Source organism: Stutzerimonas sp. FeSN7, from assembly GCF_030263795.1.
GTDB classification, from domain to species: domain Bacteria; phylum Pseudomonadota; class Gammaproteobacteria; order Pseudomonadales; family Pseudomonadaceae; genus Stutzerimonas; species Stutzerimonas stutzeri.
This window is the reverse complement of record NZ_JARPMN010000001.1, coordinates 3,208,822-3,224,439: the sequence shown is the minus strand read 5'-3', so window position 1 is coordinate 3,224,439 and position 15,618 is coordinate 3,208,822. Positions and strand designations below refer to the sequence as shown.

Sequence of the window (15,618 nt, the reverse complement as noted above, 5' to 3'; positions counted from 1 at the left end):
TCGCCCCTTCAAGCGGCCTGCATCAACAGGCTGGCTTCCAGCGCCACAATGGCGGCGACGCCGGCGATCTCGCTGCGCAGCAGGCGCCGTCGCGCCTGCCTATCAGCCCCGCGTTGGGCCTCACGCGCCAGCAGCCGGCGGCGCATCCAGACCCAGCCGTAGGCTGTCGCGCCGTACAGGCACATCCGCCACACTAGAAAGTAGCCTGCCGTGGCCGCCAGCCACCGCTCCCAGTTGGCAACGCTGCCGACGAGATAAATGCCGACGATGTTGGCGCCCACAGCGGCGGCAACGAGCAACACCGTCCACAGCAGCGCCTTCATCGCGCGCCGGTTGAACAGCCAGCGCGGGCGCAGCCAGCTGGCACGCGACGGGTTCATGGGTTGCCTCCCGGATTGCCCTTCTGGAGCCGGTCGAGGCGGTCGGGAATGGGATCGCCTTCGTAGATGCCACGTGAGCCAGCCGCGCGTGTGCCATGGCGCTGGATGATGGCCATGGGCGAGTTGTTCGCCAGCTCGCGGCGCAGCTCCAGCTCGGTCTTGAGGTTGCGGATTTCCTGGTCGAGCGTGTCGCTCTCGTGGTTCACGGCCTCGACCGCCAACTGGTTCGCCGCGACGTTGGGCTCCTTCTTGCCGGTCAGCAGGGTGCGCTGGAGCAGCAATGCCTTCTCCAGCACCGACGCCAGCGCGACCTCCGAGGCCAGGCGCCGCGCCAGCAGGTCTTGATCCGGCTCGTCGCGCAGCGCCTCGATGACGCCGCGTGTGATGGGCAGCGAGGTGCTGCCAGCCGCACGCAGGTTCTCGAAGGTGGTGTTGCGCGTTCCCGAGACCAGTTCCTGCAAGGCTTCCAGCTTTGCCTCGTACTCCTCCTGGATCAGCGGCGTCAGCCCGACGCCGGGCACCGTTTCGGTCTTGGTGCAGGCATCGCAAGTGCGCTGCACCTGTTCGCCGAGAACCCGTGTGGCCCATTCGGTCGCCTGCTGTGGCGAGGTCCAGGTCTGGCAAGACAGACTCGCGCAACTGGCGGCAGCGATGGACGATGTGTCGGTCACGCTGCGGCCGTTGACCAGGTTGTAGCCTGCGCGGGTGACGTCGCCGACCACGCGGATGGCCGACTGGCCTGCGCCGCCCGCATTGCTACCACCCACCCAAGGCACGCCGTCGTTGCCGCGGCGCGTCTCCGCCTGTTCAATTGCCGACACGGCATCCGTGCTCGACACCGCATCGCGCAGTGCCATGCCTTCGGCCATCTGGCTCCAGCCGAGTTGTCCGCCCGCCGTGTCGGCCATCTTCTCGGCCATGGCACGGCAGGTCAGCTTGGAGCGGTCGAAATCCAGGCGCGCCTGCAGCACGCCGTTGGTCAGCAGGTTGTACAGGCCGGGATCGGCGCGCTGGATGATCAGCGCAGGCAGCGATGCCACCGCGCTGGTGGCGCTCTGGATCACGTTGCTCATGATCTGCTGAAAGCCGTTGGTGACGCCGTTGAGCTGGTTGCGCAGCGTGGTCTGGATGCTCATGTCGCCGCAGATCAGGTTGCTGTTCCAGCCCACGCCAACGCCGATCGAGCGCATGCCGGCCGCGCGGCCCATGGACACCGCGCTGCCGCCGCCAATCGAATACATCACTTCGTCGCCGATCACGGAGCCGCCGGTCTGAAATCCGGCCTGCGCCCACGCCAGGCCGCCGCCAAGAACGAGTGCGCCAGCCAGCAGCCCAGCCAATACCGTGGGACGCAGCAGGCGGCACGCCTTGGTGGAGAGGTTTGTCAGTTCAGGACGCTTCATCGCCGTACCCTCATTGGAAATCGACGCTGCCGAGGAATACCTGGCCGCGACGTTCGCAGCACGCATAGGGCCGCCACAGCGCCCAGGCGTAATCGCCCTGCTGCGCCTGGGTCAGGAAGCCGCTGCGCGGGAACACCGTGCAGGACGAGGACAGGACGGGCGTGAGTTCCTGCCACTTGCCCGTCGAGGCATCGCCTTCCATCAGCGCGCCGGCAGGCCAGTAACCGGGCCGCGAGTTGGCGAGCAGCGGCTGATAGACGTGAATCTGCCCACGGCGCGTGACGACATCGCCGGCGCGCTGGGCCACCACGGCGCCGGCCTTGTGGTCGTCGGCCTGGTGCAGGAAGCCGCCGCGCGGATAGACGTTGCCCCACAGGTTCATCGTGGTGCGCGCGCCGACCTCGCGCCTGCCCGGAATTAGTGCCTCCGGGTAGGCCATATCCGGCACGTTGTAGCGCCAGGCCAGTGTGTCCAGGGTGCTGAGCAGATACGGCATGAACGCCGTGCCCGCGCCCTCGCAGAAGTAGCCCGACGATGAGACGAACTGGTTGAACACCTCGACGCCGGGATGGCCGATGACGTCCGCGTTCTTGAACTTGGCGAGATTGTTTTCGTGGTCTTCGTTGGTGGTGCCGTCCCCGCCGGCCTGCGCGGATGGGTTGGGCGCGCTCATCGCCCGGACTTCGACCCAAGGGTTCTCGCCGGTGTTGCTGTAGCTGGAGACGACCGCATCGGGGATGTAGTGGCGGACCTTGATGGATGTGCGCACCGTGCAGCCCGTCCAGGTGCAGTAGAGCCAGTAGCAGATGCCGACGACGCGGTATTCGAGGCAGTCCGGCGATGCCACTGAGCCAACGATGGTTGCGGTGTTGAGGGCGTAGCTGCCCGTGGCGCTGAGCAGCAGCACTGAGACCACGCCAGCACGCAGGCGGCGCATCCGCTCGAAGGGTCGGGTCATGGCTGCGGCCTCCGGTGTTGCTCGATGCGCGCGACGGCACGGGCCACGTCCGGCTCGCCATAGACCACGTAACGCTGATCCACCACGACCGCCGGGATGCTGGTGACGCCCAGGCTCCATGCGTCGGCGACGCCCTGGTATGCGGAAGCAATGCGGCGCTGGAGGTCGGCACCGCCGTTGTTCAGACGGCGCTTGACGATGGCCGTGGCCTGCTCAGGATCGGCGGGCAGCTGTGCGGAAAGCTCGGCTTCGATGCGCGGGCCTTCATCCAACTCGATCAACCGCTCGCCACCCATGGTCTTGACCGGGTGGCGGCTGTCGGTGACGACCACCACATCGGCGGCGAAGGTGGCTGGGCTGAAAACGGCCAAGGATGCCGGCAGTGCAACGGCCAGGCCAAGGGTTCGCCAGCCGGATGCGAAGCGGAATAAAGATGCTGGCATGTCGCGTGCCCTGGAAGTTGATCAGAGCCATAGTCGAACGCGAACCCGCTGCCGCCCCAACAAACAATGCGCATCGCGGGCACCCCGCATACCTGTTCGGTGCTGCCGCATGGAAAAAAGCGGAGGCCGAAGCCCCCGCTGTGATCAGTGAACCACGGGCCTTCCTACAAAAGACCAGACTCGGCGAACGAGTACGGTGTGCCCTGACCAATCACGAAATGGTCAAGTACCCGCACGTCGATAAGCGCCAAGGCCGTCTTCAACTGCTCGGTCAGCAAGCGATCCGCATTGGATGGCTCGGTGGTGCCCGAGGGGTGCTGATGGGCGAAGATGACCGCAGCGGCGTTCAGTTGCAAAGCGCGTTGCAGCACGACACGCGGATAAACCGAGGTCGCATTGATCGTTCCATGGAACATCGGCTCCACGGCCAGCACGTCGTGCATGCTGTTCATGAACACGACGACGAATATCTCATTGGGCTCGGCGACCAGCTTCAAGCGAAGGTAGTCCCTGACCGCAGCGGGCCGTTCAAGACGTGGCCCTGCTTTGAAAACCCGTCGCTCCAGCAACACGATGGCTTGCTGGACGATCCAGTCCTCGTTCTGAACAGAAATATCGGAAAGCGACTCCAGGCAGGAGTCATTGATGACGACAGACATGGCGAACCTCCAGGCAGGGAAATCGGAGGGCGCACATGCCCCTGGAGGGCAGGCCCTCCAGGGAATGGAACAAGGTGCATCCATCACCGCAGCAGCGGTGATCGTTCGCGGCCAGGATGCGGGGCGAACGGGTAGCGGTCAGCGCAGCGTGCTGCGCCGTAGCCTCAATGACCGCGGGCTACCTGGGCATGTCGCCGACGACGTCGGCAGGCATTTCCGTAGTGGGTGAAACGACCGAATCCTCAGCTGCCAGCATGTCCATGGCCGACAGCAGTGCATCGCCTTCGATAGGCCCCTGCAGCAGGATCGCCTGGCTGGTCTGGCGATCGTGTAGTCGCAGGGATGGCGTCGCGGTCACGCCGCCCTTGGTGGCTTCCTCGGCCTGAGCGCGAATCAACGTTTCGGGCCGCTCGCTGGCCAAACACTGCTCGACGGCTGGGTTTAGGCCGGGATAGCGCAGGCCCTCGGGCAAGCCCAGGCCGTCACTGCGCGTGTGCGCATAGACCCATTCAATGGCCTGCCAAAAGGCCACATGCCCGCCACTTTCGGCGGCGCACTCGGCCAGGCGTGCCTCGGCAGAGGCGGCCGGTTCGTGCGCGGCCAGCGGCTGGTGCTGCCATTGCAGGGCGACGTCCGCGTTGGCGCCCACCCAGCGTTTGAGTTGCGGAAAGTACTCCCGGCAGAACGGACATTCGAGGTCGGCATAGAGCGTCAGCGTGAACCGGCCCTGCGCGTTGCCCATTTGCCAGGGCGGCCCGGCCACCTGCGCGGTACTGACCGGCGCGGGAGCCAACGACGCGGGTTCGCTGGGTGCGCGGGACACGAGCCAGATCAGCAGCAGCGCGATCAATCCAGCGGCCAAGAACCAGGGCCAGCGCTTGCGCGAGCGCCGATGGCGGAGCGCCTGGACTGGCATCGGAATGGAAGGATGTTTCGGTTTCACGGCAGTCTCCGGCGGCTATTGCGGCAGGCCCAAGGCCGGCGACTCGATGCCGCGCGCCTGGTCGATCTTCTCGGCCACCTTGAAGGCCGCGTCGAGTTCACTGATGCCGTGCTGTTGCATGAGTTGGTAACGCTCGGCTTTCTCCTCGGGTTCGGTCTGCGCAAGCGCGAGATAGAGGCTCGGTGGCACGGCCCGAAACAGCACTTCCAGGCTCTTGGAGAGGATGACGCCCTCGGTGAACTTCCCGGCTTCCTTGCGCGCCGAAAGCATCAGCGCCTTCTGCGCAGGCGAGAGTTCGCGGAAGCGGGCGATCTTCTCCACCTCATCGGGTGGCATCGACAGGCAGATCCACCACTCGATCATGTTGAGCATGGGCTCTGCGGCGCGCGGCAGATCGTCGATGTTTTGTGTGGCGAGCCAGAACCAGGCCCCCAGCTTGCGCCACATCTTGGTGATCTTCACCACGTAGGGGGCGAGCAGCGGGTTCTTGGTGATGATGTGCCCTTCGTCGGTGACGTTGATGATCGGGCGGCCCAGGTACTGATCGCGCTCGGCAATGTTGTTCACCGTGCTGATCAGGCTTATGTAGGCAATGGAGAGCTGCGCGTTGTAGCCCTCGCGGGCATAGGTCGCCAGATCGACCAGGGTGATGTCGGCCTCGGGCCACGGCGAACCGTCGCGGTCGAACATTTCACCGTCCGTGCCTTGGCAGAACATGTCCATGGCGTCGGCCATCTCCAGCAGTCGCACACGCCGCATTTCCGGCAGCGTCGGGTCCTGGCTGCGCGTGCGCAGCGCATTGCGCACATCGCGCGTGAGCACGGTGCGCTTCTCGCCATCCTTGCTGTGGCAGTGTTCTGCGGCATCGAGGATGCACTGACGGATCAGCGAGCGGTCGGCCCGCGTCATCCGGGCTTCTTCCTTGTCTTCGCCACCGGTGATCATCAGCCTCGCGGTGATCTCCAATTCGCCCAGTACGTCGCGCTGCTCATCTGCCTCCATGGCCACAGCATCGGGCGGCAGGTCTTCGTCCAGGGCATCGGCGTCGAGCGTCTGCACGTCGCTGGGCGTCTCGATCAGCCGGCGCGCATCCGCGAACGGCGCCAGGGTAACGACCGAGCCCGGCGCGAGCTTGACCCGGTTCACGGTCAGGCCCAGGCGCCGGGCAAAGTCGCTGAACAAGCCAAAGCTGTTGCCGGCCTCGACAATGAACAGGCGGGGTCGGTAGATCGCCGTGACCTGATTCAAGAGGTTGTTGAGGGTCGCCGACTTGCCCGAACCCGTCGGGCCGAACAGGAACAGGTGGGCGTTCATCTGCCGGTCCAGGCGGTTGAGCGGGTCGAAGGTGATCGGCCCGCCGCCGCGGTTGAACATCGTGATGCCGGGGTGCCCCGTACCCTGGGCGCGGCCCCACACCGGCGAGAGGTTCGCCGCGTGCTGGGCGAACATCAGTTGGGTGTACCACTTGCGCCGATCCTGGCCGGGGTTGTAGCAGCACGGCAGCCAGCGCAGGTAGCTGTTGAGCGGTGCCACCTCGTCGTCCTCGCGCACCGGCTGCAGGCCAGCGTTGAGCATGACGTTCGCCAGATCCAGGCCGCGTCGGTCCAGTTCCGCCTCATCGCGCCCGCGCAGGTAGAACGCCAGCGTGCCGCGATAGAGCTTGTGCGCGCTGCCGATCAGGGAACGGGCTTCATGCACGTCCTTGAGCGTCTGCTCCGACGCCAGGGTTTCGCCGACCGCTTTCTTGGCCAGGTGGTTCAAGTCCGCCTCAAGGACATCCTGCGGCGTGGCGACCATCGTCAGGCAAAGGGTGGTGTCCTCGGGCATCTGGTCGAACAGCGTGTTGATGGCATCGCCTTTGCGTGTCTCGCCGGTCAGGTGCCCTGTGCCCGGCGGCATGCGCAGGCGGTCGGTGATCAGCACGCGGTGCGGCAGGCCGTCGAAATGCCAGGTGCCCTGCGCCACGTCGGAGCGCGGCTGGCCGAAGAACAGCCGCTGGCTGAAATCCCGCCCGCTCGCCAATTCGATCTCGCCGTCTTCGCCGGCCTCCGTACTGTCGGGGTAGCGCGCCAGCGCATAGAAGCGCTCCCTGTCTTCGGCCCCAGGCCCAAGCAACGTGGGACGCGGGTTGAACCAGCGCAGCAGCCAGTCGTGAACATCCGCAGCCACCATGCGCCGGGCCTGAATGCCGGCGTTCGCCAGTCCGCCGCACAGGCGGTCGCAAACGATATTGAGCATCTGCTCGGGCGTCTGCCCGCGGCGGCTGTTTTGCCCTTGGCCGGTCACGCGGCGATAGACCACCATGCGCACACGCCGGGTCTGGCCGCGCCAGCGCAGCCGTGTGACCACCGTGTCCTCGAACAGACCGCCCGGCTTGGCCACCGCGCGCAGGTGATGGCCGAAGAAGCGCAGGTAGAACTCGGTGAACGCCGTCTCACGGGCGCGCGGCTGCACATAGTCGCGCAGGGTCTGCATGTACTGGTCGAAACTGGGCTCGTCCTGAGCGTAGAGCTGCAGCACCCAGGGGTTCTCATCCAGTTCATCGAAACTGTCCTGCAGCGCGTTTTCCAAGGCATCGCGGGCCTGCGCGAGCCAGCCAGGTTCCCGGCCTTCGGTGCCCAGCGGCACCAGCTCGTAGAACGCCGCCACCGATTGCCCGTCCTCCAGCAACATGGCTTTCGACTGCGCCAGGAACTCCACCCAGGGCAGCAGTTCCACGAACGACGGCGCGACCTCGTACAGCGCCTGCTCGTCTGCCAGGGTCGCCGGCCTGCGGCCTTGCACCGCCGTGCCGGGTTCGGGGATGCCGACCTGGCGCAGTGCCTCGACGTGGCGTTGCCAGCCGTCCGGCTGCTCGTCGTCGTCAGCATCGGATGCGGCCAGCTTCGGCGCGGTCGGCTTCGGTCTGGGGAGTTTCCAGCGCATCAGTAATCCTCCACGCGCTCGCCTGGCATGGCGTACTGCACGCGCTGGTACAGCGGGAACACGGTCGTATAGCCCGGAATCGGCACTGGGTCGGTGCCCGCCAAATGCGGATACACGTACATCACGAGATCGGGGTTGGGCAGGCGCTGGAACTGGCGGTAGACCTCGTTGCGCGCCGTGCGCGTGTAGCGCATCTGCTCGGCAGGCGCGGCCTGCACGTCCATCTCGGTCAGCGGCCTGCGCAGGCTCTGGCGCGCATCGAGCAACTGCCTGCGCGCTACCTGGCCGGCACCACCGCCGCCGTCGCCGGCGTTCTGCTGCCAGATGTTCATCATCGTGCTGTCGCCGTGGGTCAGCAGCTTTTCCTTGCTGGTGGCGCAGCCACCGAGCAGCGCGACGGCCAAGGCCAGCGCCAGGCCCTGAGCCCAGCTATTCAAGTTCGAGGGCATGGCTTTCTCCTGCGCGGTGATCGACCTTGCGGCCTTCGGGATCGAAGTCGATGGCGAGCGGCTTTTCGAGGTGGACGGCGACCTTGGCACCGGGCTGCACATAAACGGCAGCGAAGGCCTGGCCGTAGAGCTTGTTGACCCAGCTCGACATGTCCTGGACGCCGCTGGCGAGAATCCGGCCCACGGCTTCCTGGCCGCTGATGCCCACGCTGCCGATGGAGCCGTCGGCGCCGACATAGGACGCCCTGCCACTGTCGGATTCGATCAGCGAGGCCACGCCAGCCCCAGCCGCCGTGATCAGCGCCTGGGTGCCGAGGTACTGCTGCGCATTGCTGCGCCGCTCGCCGCTGACACAGGGAATGCCGTGCGGGTCGCTGATCCAGCCCAGGCCGTCGCGTTGTTGGTTGTTCTGCTGGTTGCCCTCACGATCCTCGGGGATGGTGCGGATGGTCCCGTCATGGAACACGAAGGTGATGCTGCGCACCTGGCCGCGCACGCAGGAGAGCGTCCAGTCGCCCGATGCGGTGCCGGAGAACACGGCCCCGGCCACATCGGGAATGTCGATGCCGTTCGCGGTCAAATTGTCAGGCCCGACCAAGACCTTGAAGGGGTATGGATCGTTCACCGTGCCGTCGATCGGCACGCGGCCAATCAGCGCCGTCATCGCCACCGACCCCATCAGCGTCGAGTTGGTCGGCACGGTATAGACGGGCGTCGGGCTCTTGACGCCTGCCGCGCGTGCGCCCGCGTTCGCCACGGTTTGCGCTGTGGTTTCCAGCGTGCTCTGTGCGGAACCGAAGCTGGTGGGGAAGCTTATGCCGCCATTCGACCTGCCACGCCCGTCGCTTTGTTTCGCGTCATCCGGCTCCACCCAGCGCATACCGCCTTCCATGCCGGCCTCGTCGCCGTCACGCAGGCCCAGCCCCACCGGCAAATCGGCATGGCCGCCGCCACGCCCGCCGATGCTGTCCAGGCGCTGCTGCAGGTCAGCGAGCAGCCCCTCGGTCTGCTGGCGCGCGCTGGCCGCCTGCTGTTGGTCGCGGCGCAGGTTGGAGCGCTCGGATTCGAGGGCGGAACTGATGCGTTGGTCGATGGCGTTCTCGCGCTGGCGCAGTCGCTGGTTCTCCTCACGCTGCGACCTGTTGTCGGACAGCGCGGTCTGAAGCTCGGTGCGCAACTGCTTCACCTGGGCAACCAGCGTCGCCACGGTGTCGCGCGGGGTGTCACCCTCGATGCCCAGCGCCTTCATTTCTTCCGGCGTAAGCCTGCCGCCGCCATCCGCGACAGGCGGTGCCGACGCACCGCCACCGGAAAACAGCCGGATGGCGACAAACAGCACCAGCAGGGCCACGGGGATCAGCAGCCACTTCAGGAGTCCGTTACTGCGCATGGCGGGCCTCCCTGTCGTCGCTGGCTGCTGCTTTGGGCTGCGGGAGATGCACAGCGGGGTCGAAGCGATGGATCGCCGGCAGCAGCGATTGCGCGAGGCCGTGCCCGCGCGTCACCAGGTACAGGACGGTGGTGTCCTCGGGGGTTCCGCGCGGGCCAAGCGCCTCGTGCTGGAAGGTGGCGGTGAGGAAATCCCCTTGCAGCACGCGCGGGTCGAGGCTGATCCAGTCGTTGCTACTGTTGGTCAGGCGCACGGCAGTGACCCACTGGTCTTCCAGGCGCCACGAGGCGAGCGCGACCGCGCGTGCCGGCAAGGTCGGCATCAGCGTGCCGAGGTCGAGGTCGCGGCGCAGGTTGACCCGCATGACGCCAGGCAAGGCTTCCACGGTGCGCAGCGGTGCGTAGAGGTTCTGCGCAGCAAAACGTGTCAGCACGACGGGGATTGGCGTTTCGCGCCGCGCCGTCCGGGTGCCCGCCTGCTCCTGAGCGCGTGCATGGGGCGCATCGGCACCGTCAGGCTGATCGCCATAGCGCGCTGTTGAGTTGTTGCCCTCGACGATTCGCACCGGTTCCAGCTCGGCTTCGCCGTCCTTGGGCGGCTCCGCCGCAATGTCGAGCAGGATCAGCGCGCCGGTGTCGGCGTCCTGCAATTGCAGCCGAGTGGGCTCGATCGGCTCGCTGGCGCGCAGGTACACCGCGCCGCCCGCGCTCTGCACGCGCAAGCGCTCACCGACGCCTGCGGGAACGCCCACGCGGACGTTTCGGTCGATGAACACGATGCGCTCCTGGCCGACCTTCAACGGCACCGCCAGCGGCATGCGCTCCCAACGCAGGATCTCCACCGCCTGGACAGCGGGGGACACGACCACTGCGGCGGCCACGGCCAGCAGCCCCAGCAGCGCGAGTACAGGATGCTTCATGGGCTTCATGGGGAATTACCTCCTTGAGGCGCTTGCGGCGTCAGGCCACCAGGCACCGGGCGCGTCGGCTCCGGTGCGCTGATGCGCTGGGGCGTGCCCTCGTAGCAGTCGATCACCAGGCCGAACGGGTTGCGTGCGGGATCGACGTCCACCCGCGCGACCTTTACGGGGTAGCGCACCAGGGCGCGTTTGACCTGCTCGGCGCCGTAGTACTCGTCGGCGCTGATGTCCAACGTCACCACCCAGTCGCGGTCGGAGATCACACGCACGCGCGCCGTGGGGTTGTCGCCATAGCTGCGACCGGGGATTTCGTAGATGCCGCGCACCCGCTGGCGCAGTTCGCCGGTGCTGCGGCGGTAGTCGTAGTCCGCCTTGAGGAATGCCTGGCAGGACGGGGTGAGGTACGGCGAGAGCGTATGGAGGTTGCGCGGGTAATCTTCTTCGCCATTCGTCGGCCAGCGGTTGAGGGTCTGGAACACGTAGAACGTGAACGCATAGACCGACTCGGGCGGCACTTCCCACCACTTGCGGGTACTGCCGGAGCGTAGGTCAGGCGGGACGTGGATGGTCAGATCGCGCGGTGCGCTCCACCAGCCGCCGCCCATGACCAGGGCGACGATGACCAGCGCACCCGCGCCGAGGCGCAGCGTCTTGATGTGCGCCTGCAGGTGGGTGATCTCGTTCTTGAAACGGCTCATCGCGCGCCCCCGTGCATGCCCCTGCGGATGGTCCAGAAGCCGGAGCGCGAGATCAGCACATGGCCGCCCACCCAAGCGGCCATCAGCGGATGGCGCGTGGCAATGCGCCACTGCAACTGCCGGTACAGCCAGGTGTCGGGACGCCCACGCTTGAGACGGCGCAGGATGCCGCCGCCGATGAAAACGCCCAGCGCCACGCCCAGGACAACGAAGGTCGGCGCGATGGCAATGGTGCGTAACACCCAGGACAGCGGCGCGCCAACCACCAGGCCGGCAGCGCCGGACAGGCCGCAGCAAATCCACAACTCATCGGCAGTGAGGCCGCGCACGACCACCGGGTGCCTGTTGAGCCGGTGTGGAAGGAACGTGACTGTCCCATCGGCACGGACATGCTGTTGCTCGGACATAGCCCGTCCTCGCTTACAGGATGCCGGTGGCTTCGGTGAGCAGCCAGATGCCGATCACGAGCAGGACGGCGCCGATGGCGACCGTGAGACCGAACTGCCCCCAAGTCTTGCGACCGGTGTGGATTTCCGCGTAGGTGCCGTAGGCGTGGTAGCACACGCCAATGAACATCGACGCCACCACCAGGAGGGCCACGAGCATGATGATGTCGTAGCCGTAGTTCCTGATTGTTTCCATGATGCCGCTGCCGGCGCCGCGGGTCGGGTTTTCCAGCTGCGGCAGACCTTGCGCAAACGACAGCGCGGGCAGCGCGGCGGCACCCAGGGCGACGGCGGCGCGTTGGACAAAACGAGTAGTGAGGATGCGGTTTGGCATGGTCAATCCCTTCAGGTCAGGAGAGGAGGAAGAACGTCATGACGAGGTACATCGCGACGAAGCGGATGCAGACGCCGAGGAACTGGCGTTGGTTGAGGCGGTTCTCGGCCCACCCCACGTAGGCCGTTCGGATGGCCCAGACGCCCCAGACGAGCAGAACCGCAAACACGATGCCGACCAGAACGGTCGCCATCGCGGACGGCGCGATACCGCTGTTGGCTTGAAATGCCGAGACCTGGGCGCCGTTCATGGTCTGCCCTGCGCAGTCGTCGGCAGCGATGGCGGGGCGGTCCGCTCGGTGCGGTACTCACCAGCCAGTTCGGAGAGGTCGCGTGGCTGGGCGCGCGACGGTGTGAGATGGGCCTGGATGCCGGCGCGCACACGCGCCAGATCAGCCAGCAGTCGTGGGTAATCGAAGTGGTAGCGCTCGCCCGGCTGGATGGGTGCGTGTGCAGCGCCATCCGCGATGGTGCGCTCCAGCGCGTCGAGCTGGCGTAGCGCGGCAACCAGCTCCTGGCGCTGTGCCGGGGATTCGGCCAAGGCAACCGGGAACTGACCCATCAGCAGGGCCGTCACGAGAAAAGTTGGCACGCCGCGATGCGCGGCGCGCAGCCAGATCGGAGCCAACATCGCGCCATTCCTGTGTGATAAGCAATGGCTTGATCGTGGCGATCAAAGGCGTATCAGGCCGCAAACAATAAGAACCTGCGGATGACCGGATTGATGGCCTAGAGGTACTTCTTGAAGCTCCCTGCAGTCAGGCTCACGGCCAGCCCCAGCAAGCCGGCGCTGGGCAGCAGGATCAGCAGCGGATGCACCGAGATCGGCAGCGCCAGGTACGTGACCCAGGGCAGCACGGCCAGCGGCATCAGGCTCGCTTTCGCTCGGTGATAGATAAAGCCGGATTCCCGGCCTGCGCCGAACCGGCGCACATCCCGCCGTACCAAACCGTCGATCAGGCCGACGAAAGCGGCCGTGAAGATCAGCGGCAGCGTGAGCGCCAGGACCAGCAGGCGCACGAGGAAAGTAAGCGTCGTGAAGGCTGCGGCGATCAGGTAGCTCTCCGTCCAGCCATAGACCTGGCTGATGAAGTAGCGGAAGTTGCGCCCTCCGTCCTGGTTTTTCCCCTGGCTGGGCGCGCGGGCGCGCTCGGCGGTCTGGCTCATGCGCTCCAGGAGCCCTGATCGCACGAACACCCATTCATAACCCGTGTCCACCAGCTCGTGCGCCGTTCGCCCCGGCTCCTGCACGACCACGCTGCGCGTGAAATGCTTGGACAGGTGCCCCAGCTCGTACTGCAACATTTGCTGGGAGTGCTGCCAGCCCTGGTCTTTCCAGAACAGGTGCATGCCGATGCACTCCATCAGGATCGAGAACAGCAGCGAGCCGACCAGCACCCCGAGCAGCCGGAGCGGCAAGGTGATGGTGCCGACGATCAAGCCCTGGCGGCGGTTCTGCTCGCGCTGCGCAGTCGAGGCGGCATCGCTCATGGCGCGGCCTCTTCGCTGGCCGTGTCGCCCGTGCCGGTGGTGGGTGTGGCGATGGCCGTCTCATCGAGCAGATCGTCCGGCAAGGCCGCGTCCTGCAAGACCGGGGAGCTGGTGAACTCCCACCACTGCGTGGCCTCGCTGTAGCTCTGGCGCATGTGCCCGGCCAGTTGCTGCAAGTCCGCCGGCATCACTTCATCCGGGTCTGGCGCCGGCAACGGCATACGCACCTTCCAAAGCTGACCGCCCTGCAGCAGCGCGAAGCACTGGCCTTTGGGCAGGCCGACGATGTGTGATGGCTCGATCATCGGCACGCTGGACATGCTGATGCGGTCTTGGGTGTTTGACGTAAAGTCTGTCGCTCCACGAATATCGGAGCTGTCGGTCGCGCCGCTGACGATGGTGGTCGTATAGACCTCGACCTTCGGCAATTGCCGGGTCAGCAATTCAGCGGTAGCCGTCTCGCGCACGCGCAGCATGAACAGGTTGTTGAAGTTGCCGATCACCTGACCGGCCTTCGCGCGGTTGCCAATGCGTGCTTCGATGTCCGAGAGCGTCTGTGTGTACGCGGTGACTTGCAGGCCAGCGCCGCCGCCCTTGTTGATCAGCGGGATGAACTCGTCGCCCATCAACTCGTTGAACTCATCGGCATGGACGTTGATCGGCACGCGCGAGCCAGCCGATGCGCCCGGCAGGCCGTCGTCGATCCCGTGCTTGTAGATGTGGCCGGCGACCGAAACCAGGTCGGAGAACATGGAATTGCCGACTGCGGCGGCGACCTCGGCGTCGGACAGCGCATCGAGGCCGACATAGACCACGGCGCGCTTTCGGATGACCTGCATCCAATCGAAGATCGGGCGTGGGTCGGCCAGGTCGGAGTAGTTCGGGGCCAGAAGCTGGGCGATCTTGCCGCTGGTGAGCTTCTCCAGCAGCGGCAGCAGCGATGCGACGATCTTGTCGAAGTAGGTCTTGTCGTAGCGCACTGCCGAGCGCAGGCCGTCGAGCACCGGGTCGTAGTTGCGCGCCTGCGAGAGGTACTGCTCCAGCGCCACCACGCGCTTTTCGCGCCCGATCATGTTGCGCGGGATGTTCTTCTCGTTGAGCTTGGCCTCGATCTGGACGATGACCTCCCAGGCCTTGGGCTCGGTCTTGGCGAAGTAGTGTTGGGCGTACTCGATGAACAGCGCGTCGATGTTGATCACATGGCGCTGGATCAGCATGTAGTCCGGGCGCTGCCCCAGTTCCACCAGGGCGCGGGCGATGATGTTGACGAAGCGCCACGCAAACTCGCGAAATGCCGCGCTGTTGCCTTCCCCGGAGAGCTGCCCTGCAACACGGGTGGCCACCTCGCTGATGCGCCCAAAGCGGCCCACAGCGTTGTAGCGCGCGGAAATGTCGGGCCAGCCCAAGTGGAAGACATAGAACTCGCCCTCGCGCCCCGCGCGCTTGGCCTCGACGTACACTCGCTTCAAAAGATCGGCGTCGCCCTTGGGGTCGATGACGATGACGACCTCGTGCTCGCCGTCGGCGTTCTTGCGCCGGATGTCCTGAGTCACGAACAACTCGGCCAACCGCGTCTTGCCCACGCGCGTGGTGCCCAGCACCAGCGAATGCCCGACGCGCTCACCCAGCGGTAGGCTGACGTCCACCTCATCGGGTTCGATGCCGTGCAGGCGCGGCAGGCCGCCCACAGGCGGCAGCGGGCGCACCGGGTTGAAAGGCACATCCCAGCCCGTGAGCGCAGGTAGCCGGGACAGCGGGAATGGCGCGAACTCCAGCCGTTCCTCCAGCCTGCGCGCCAGCCGGTAGGCCGGCGTCAGCTCGACGTAGCGGCGAAATTCCGGTCTGTATGTCTGCATCAGCCGATGGGTATGTTTCTGCTCCCACAGAAATCCGCGTCCCACGAACAGACGCTGCTGGCTGACCGGCACGTCCTTGCTGGTCATCACATAGCGCGGCAAGCGGCGAATGTTGCGTCGGTAGCGCAGGATGACGCGGGCATCGCGGTAGCGGATGGCACCGTAGATGCAGAACGCCAGCGCACTGCCGACGCCCATGGCGGGGCTCAGCGCGAGCGACCACGGGGCCACCAGGGACAGAAACGCGGCGCCTGCACACGCCGCGACGGTATAGAACTCCACCGCTGGGCGCAGCAGAACCTCGACCGGCTGTTTCCCCGACATG

General features: G+C 66.2%; 17 protein-coding genes. All 17 read right to left on the bottom strand.

The genetic code is table 11. The features are described from left to right. Nucleotides 1-8: 8 nt before the first annotated feature. Nucleotides 9-380, bottom strand: a complete 372-nt coding sequence (locus tag P5703_RS15305) for a hypothetical protein (RefSeq protein WP_014596088.1) — start codon at nt 378-380, stop codon at nt 9-11. Next, the gene (locus P5703_RS15300) at nt 377-1,783 is read right to left on the bottom strand and encodes an integrating conjugative element protein (RefSeq protein WP_008266424.1); all 1,407 of its coding nucleotides are present in this window, start codon (nt 1,781-1,783) and stop codon (nt 377-379) included. Before P5703_RS15300 ends, P5703_RS15305 begins: the two co-directional genes overlap by 4 nt. A gap of 10 nt (nt 1,784-1,793) precedes the next feature. Continuing rightward, nucleotides 1,794-2,741: a TIGR03756 family integrating conjugative element protein gene (locus P5703_RS15295; protein WP_014596090.1), complete on the bottom strand. Its 948-nt coding sequence runs from the start codon at nt 2,739-2,741 to the stop codon at nt 1,794-1,796. Continuing rightward, nucleotides 2,738-3,184 (bottom strand): TIGR03757 family integrating conjugative element protein, encoded by a 447-nt coding sequence (locus P5703_RS15290; RefSeq protein WP_008266034.1) that lies wholly within the window; start codon nt 3,182-3,184, stop codon nt 2,738-2,740. Before P5703_RS15290 ends, P5703_RS15295 begins: the two co-directional genes overlap by 4 nt. Nucleotides 3,185-3,348: 164 nt before the next feature. Further along, nucleotides 3,349-3,843: a RadC family protein gene (gene radC, locus P5703_RS15285; protein WP_012205990.1), complete on the bottom strand. Its 495-nt coding sequence runs from the start codon at nt 3,841-3,843 to the stop codon at nt 3,349-3,351. 178 nt (nt 3,844-4,021) lie between these two features. Beyond that, complete coding sequence (locus P5703_RS15280; RefSeq protein ID WP_014596091.1) at nt 4,022-4,786, bottom strand: DsbA family protein; 765 nt, start codon at nt 4,784-4,786, stop codon at nt 4,022-4,024. A 15-nt stretch (nt 4,787-4,801) separates the two neighbouring features. Then, complete coding sequence (locus tag P5703_RS15275) at nt 4,802-7,711, bottom strand: conjugative transfer ATPase (RefSeq protein ID WP_014596092.1); 2,910 nt, start codon at nt 7,709-7,711, stop codon at nt 4,802-4,804. After that, nucleotides 7,711-8,160, bottom strand: coding sequence for a TIGR03751 family conjugal transfer lipoprotein (locus P5703_RS15270; RefSeq protein ID WP_012205987.1), 450 nt, complete (start codon nt 8,158-8,160; stop codon nt 7,711-7,713). Before P5703_RS15270 ends, P5703_RS15275 begins: the two co-directional genes overlap by 1 nt. Further along, complete coding sequence (locus tag P5703_RS15265; protein ID WP_012205986.1) at nt 8,141-9,550, bottom strand: TIGR03752 family integrating conjugative element protein; 1,410 nt, start codon at nt 9,548-9,550, stop codon at nt 8,141-8,143. Before P5703_RS15265 ends, P5703_RS15270 begins: the two co-directional genes overlap by 20 nt. Further along, a complete protein-coding gene (locus P5703_RS15260) occupies nt 9,540-10,469 on the bottom strand; it encodes a TIGR03749 family integrating conjugative element protein (RefSeq protein WP_033945092.1) in 930 nt (309 codons plus the stop codon). The genes P5703_RS15265 and P5703_RS15260 overlap by 11 nt, the downstream gene beginning before the upstream one ends. 5 nt (nt 10,470-10,474) lie before the next feature. Beyond that, nucleotides 10,475-11,167, bottom strand: a complete 693-nt coding sequence (locus P5703_RS15255) for a PFL_4703 family integrating conjugative element protein (RefSeq protein ID WP_012205984.1) — start codon at nt 11,165-11,167, stop codon at nt 10,475-10,477. After that, nucleotides 11,164-11,574, bottom strand: a complete 411-nt coding sequence (locus P5703_RS15250; protein ID WP_012205983.1) for a TIGR03750 family conjugal transfer protein — start codon at nt 11,572-11,574, stop codon at nt 11,164-11,166. Before P5703_RS15250 ends, P5703_RS15255 begins: the two co-directional genes overlap by 4 nt. A 13-nt stretch (nt 11,575-11,587) precedes the next feature. Further along, nucleotides 11,588-11,947 carry a TIGR03745 family integrating conjugative element membrane protein gene (locus P5703_RS15245; protein ID WP_012205982.1) on the bottom strand — a complete coding sequence of 120 codons (360 nt, stop codon included), beginning with the start codon at nt 11,945-11,947 and terminating at the stop codon, nt 11,588-11,590. A gap of 16 nt (nt 11,948-11,963) precedes the next feature. Continuing rightward, on the bottom strand, nt 11,964-12,197 hold the full coding sequence (locus P5703_RS15240) for a TIGR03758 family integrating conjugative element protein (protein WP_012205981.1): 234 nt from the start codon (nt 12,195-12,197) through the stop codon (nt 11,964-11,966). Beyond that, nucleotides 12,194-12,577, bottom strand: a complete 384-nt coding sequence (locus P5703_RS15235; RefSeq protein ID WP_012251136.1) for an integrative conjugative element protein, RAQPRD family — start codon at nt 12,575-12,577, stop codon at nt 12,194-12,196. Before P5703_RS15235 ends, P5703_RS15240 begins: the two co-directional genes overlap by 4 nt. 98 nt (nt 12,578-12,675) lie before the next feature. Next, nucleotides 12,676-13,437 (bottom strand): TIGR03747 family integrating conjugative element membrane protein, encoded by a 762-nt coding sequence (locus tag P5703_RS15230; protein WP_175021861.1) that lies wholly within the window; start codon nt 13,435-13,437, stop codon nt 12,676-12,678. Then, nucleotides 13,434-15,617, bottom strand: coding sequence for a type IV conjugative transfer system coupling protein TraD (traD, locus tag P5703_RS15225; RefSeq protein ID WP_012205978.1), 2,184 nt, complete (start codon nt 15,615-15,617; stop codon nt 13,434-13,436). The genes P5703_RS15230 and traD overlap by 4 nt, the downstream gene beginning before the upstream one ends. Nucleotide 15,618 lies beyond the last annotated feature (1 nt).

What these genes read in the sequence shown, in the direction of transcription:
- P5703_RS15305 (WP_014596088.1), bottom strand. Translation starts at nt 380, where the DNA reads ATGAACCCGTCGCGTGCCAGCTGGCTGCGCCCGCGCTGGCTGTTCAAC.
- P5703_RS15300 (WP_008266424.1), bottom strand. Translation starts at nt 1,783, where the DNA reads ATGAAGCGTCCTGAACTGACAAACCTCTCCACCAAGGCGTGCCGCCTG.
- P5703_RS15295 (WP_014596090.1), bottom strand. Translation starts at nt 2,741, where the DNA reads ATGACCCGACCCTTCGAGCGGATGCGCCGCCTGCGTGCTGGCGTGGTC.
- P5703_RS15290 (WP_008266034.1), bottom strand. Translation starts at nt 3,184, where the DNA reads ATGCCAGCATCTTTATTCCGCTTCGCATCCGGCTGGCGAACCCTTGGC.
- radC (WP_012205990.1), bottom strand. Translation starts at nt 3,843, where the DNA reads ATGTCTGTCGTCATCAATGACTCCTGCCTGGAGTCGCTTTCCGATATT.
- P5703_RS15275 (WP_014596092.1), bottom strand. Translation starts at nt 7,711, where the DNA reads ATGCGCTGGAAACTCCCCAGACCGAAGCCGACCGCGCCGAAGCTGGCC.
- P5703_RS15270 (WP_012205987.1), bottom strand. Translation starts at nt 8,160, where the DNA reads ATGCCCTCGAACTTGAATAGCTGGGCTCAGGGCCTGGCGCTGGCCTTG.
- P5703_RS15265 (WP_012205986.1), bottom strand. Translation starts at nt 9,550, where the DNA reads ATGCGCAGTAACGGACTCCTGAAGTGGCTGCTGATCCCCGTGGCCCTG.
- P5703_RS15260 (WP_033945092.1), bottom strand. Translation starts at nt 10,469, where the DNA reads ATGAAGCATCCTGTACTCGCGCTGCTGGGGCTGCTGGCCGTGGCCGCC.
- P5703_RS15255 (WP_012205984.1), bottom strand. Translation starts at nt 11,167, where the DNA reads ATGAGCCGTTTCAAGAACGAGATCACCCACCTGCAGGCGCACATCAAG.
- P5703_RS15250 (WP_012205983.1), bottom strand. Translation starts at nt 11,574, where the DNA reads ATGTCCGAGCAACAGCATGTCCGTGCCGATGGGACAGTCACGTTCCTT.
- P5703_RS15245 (WP_012205982.1), bottom strand. Translation starts at nt 11,947, where the DNA reads ATGCCAAACCGCATCCTCACTACTCGTTTTGTCCAACGCGCCGCCGTC.
- P5703_RS15240 (WP_012205981.1), bottom strand. Translation starts at nt 12,197, where the DNA reads ATGAACGGCGCCCAGGTCTCGGCATTTCAAGCCAACAGCGGTATCGCG.
- P5703_RS15235 (WP_012251136.1), bottom strand. Translation starts at nt 12,577, where the DNA reads ATGTTGGCTCCGATCTGGCTGCGCGCCGCGCATCGCGGCGTGCCAACT.
- P5703_RS15230 (WP_175021861.1), bottom strand. Translation starts at nt 13,437, where the DNA reads ATGAGCGATGCCGCCTCGACTGCGCAGCGCGAGCAGAACCGCCGCCAG.
- traD (WP_012205978.1), bottom strand. Translation starts at nt 15,617, where the DNA reads ATGTCGGGGAAACAGCCGGTCGAGGTTCTGCTGCGCCCAGCGGTGGAG.